The organism is Idiomarina sp. UBA4206 (assembly GCF_002383015.1).
In the GTDB taxonomy this organism is placed as follows: Bacteria; Pseudomonadota; Gammaproteobacteria; order Enterobacterales; family Alteromonadaceae; genus Idiomarina; species Idiomarina abyssalis.
This window is the reverse complement of sequence record NZ_DFTS01000038.1, coordinates 1,052-3,174: the sequence shown is the minus strand read 5'-3', so window position 1 is coordinate 3,174 and position 2,123 is coordinate 1,052. Positions and strand designations below refer to the sequence as shown.

Sequence of the window (2,123 nt, the reverse complement as noted above, 5' to 3'; positions counted from 1 at the left end):
CTTCGGCAAAAGCGTGGTCGTTAGTATTACTGACCAGATTCGTCACAATTTGTGCTAACGCGCCCTGGTAAGTGCTTAAAACAATGTCGTCGTCGCAGTCGATAGTGATGCTGACGTGCTTCTTTTTTACCACAGGCTTTAGACTTAAAACTAACGCGTGCAGGTAGTCGTTAAGCTGGCAGTTAACCAGCTCAAAACTGGATTGGTCAACCGCGGTTTTCTTAAAGTTCTGAATCAGGGTTGCGGCTCGTTCAAGGTTACTGGTGAGTAACTGATACGCTTCGTAAGTATCACTGATAAAGGTCTGCAGTTGCTTGCGTGAAATTGAACCGTTACTGAAACCTTGGTCCAGTTTTTTAAGACGGTGCTCACAGTGAGTTACAGCGGTAACGGAAACGCCCAGGGGGGTATTAACCTCGTGCGCGACGCCGGCGACTAACTTACCCAGAGCGGCCATTTTTTCGGTTTCAATTAACCGTTCCTGAGCCTGCTTAAAGTTGTCCAGCGCTTTGGTTAATGATTCTGTTCGCTCCGCTACCATGCTTTCCAGCTGTTCATTCTGACGAATAAGGAGTGCTTCGAATCGTTCGCGTTCGGACGCACTGACGGCGCGGCCATAAATGTCAGCAAGCACGCCAACAAAGGCGACTTCATCGGAAGTCCAGCGGCGTGAGGGTTTACGGCTTTCGCAGCACATTACGCCTATCATTTGACCTTTATGGCGTAAAGGAACGTCGAGCATGCCGTATACGCCGGTTTCTTCAAGATAGCCGTTGCTGAGTTCAACGGTTGCCGGGTGGTTGCGGGCGTCGTTAGCGATAATGGTCCGCTCAGTCATTAATACCCGAAAATAAGAAGGAAGTTCGGACTTACGCAGCACAGGCAATTCTTTGTCCTGCTGTTTTTCATCAATTAACCTGGCAGCAGTCATGCTCTGCTTGTCCGGCTGCAATAACCAAATACTGACGCGACTAATATCCAGCCCTTTTAGCGCTGACATCAGGATCAGTTCAGACGCTTTCTCCAGGTCGCCGCCGTCAATATCCGGTGACTTAGATACATCGAGAAGGATATTTTCTAAGGCTTCGTTCATATTCAACCCGTCTTCTGAATATTTACTCACTATAACCCACTGACTTTTAATGTCCATTAACCGACCATAACTCCCCATTTAACGTTAGCCACTGGACTTTTGGATCTTAACTGCCTACAAAGGGAAGACATTTTTAATGAGGCAATACCATGAAAAAGACAACATTAACCTTAGCGGTCGCATCGCTTTTAAGCTTAGCGCCGGTGAGCATGGCACAAGAACAGACCCAGGGCTGGGATGTCAGTAACCCGCAGGGCGAGTTTAAAGAAATTGATATATCGGTGAATTCCGGCACCTGGATGAATGTGGACGTCAGCCCGGATGGTGACTACATCGTGTTTGATTTACTGGGTGACATTTACCGCATGCCTTTTGGGGGCGGCGAAGCTGAAAAACTTATTGGCGGTATAGCCTGGCATATGCAGCCGGTTTACTCGCCCAATGGACGTTACATTGCCTTTACCTCGGATCAGGGCGGCGGCGATAATATCTGGGTTATGGACGCCGATGGCAGCAATGTGCGTGCCGTTACCGAAGAAACTTTCCGTTTATTAAACAGCCCGGCGTGGAGTCCGGACAGCGAATTTCTGGTTGCGCGTAAGCACTATACCGCCAGCCGTTCGTTAGGAGCCGGTGAAGTCTGGATGTACCACCGCAGTGGTGGCTCGGGTGTGCAGTTAACGGAACGCCCGAATGACCAGAAAGACTTAGGCGAGCCGGCGTTTTCACCGGACGGCAAATACATCTACTTTTCCCAGGATGACACACCGGGCAAAACTTTCCACTACAGCAAAGACTCGCTGGAAGGCATTTACACCATTAAGCGTTTTGAGCGCGAGAGCGGTGAAATTGAAACGCTGATAAGTGGTGCCGGTGGCGCAATTCGTCCGACACCATCGCCGGACGGGCGTTATCTGGCCTACATTAAGCGTGAAGACTTTGACAGCGTGCTGTACCTGCTGGACCTGAAGACCGGCGAACACAAGCGGGTTTACGGGAAAATGGAACGCGACATGCAGGAAACCTGGGC

General features: G+C 49.9%; 2 protein-coding genes. One reads left to right on the top strand and one right to left on the bottom strand.

Annotated features, from left to right (window positions below; translation table 11 throughout):
- A partial coding sequence (locus B3180_RS07965; protein ID WP_286843910.1) for a GAF domain-containing sensor histidine kinase occupies window positions 1-1,150 on the bottom strand: 1,150 nt, incomplete at its 3' end.
- 92 nt (window positions 1,151-1,242) lie between these two features.
- Here B3180_RS07965 and B3180_RS07960 point away from each other — a divergent pair.
- Window positions 1,243-2,123, top strand: an 881-nt coding sequence (locus tag B3180_RS07960) for a TolB family protein (protein ID WP_414654045.1), incomplete at its 3' end; no start/stop codon positions are given.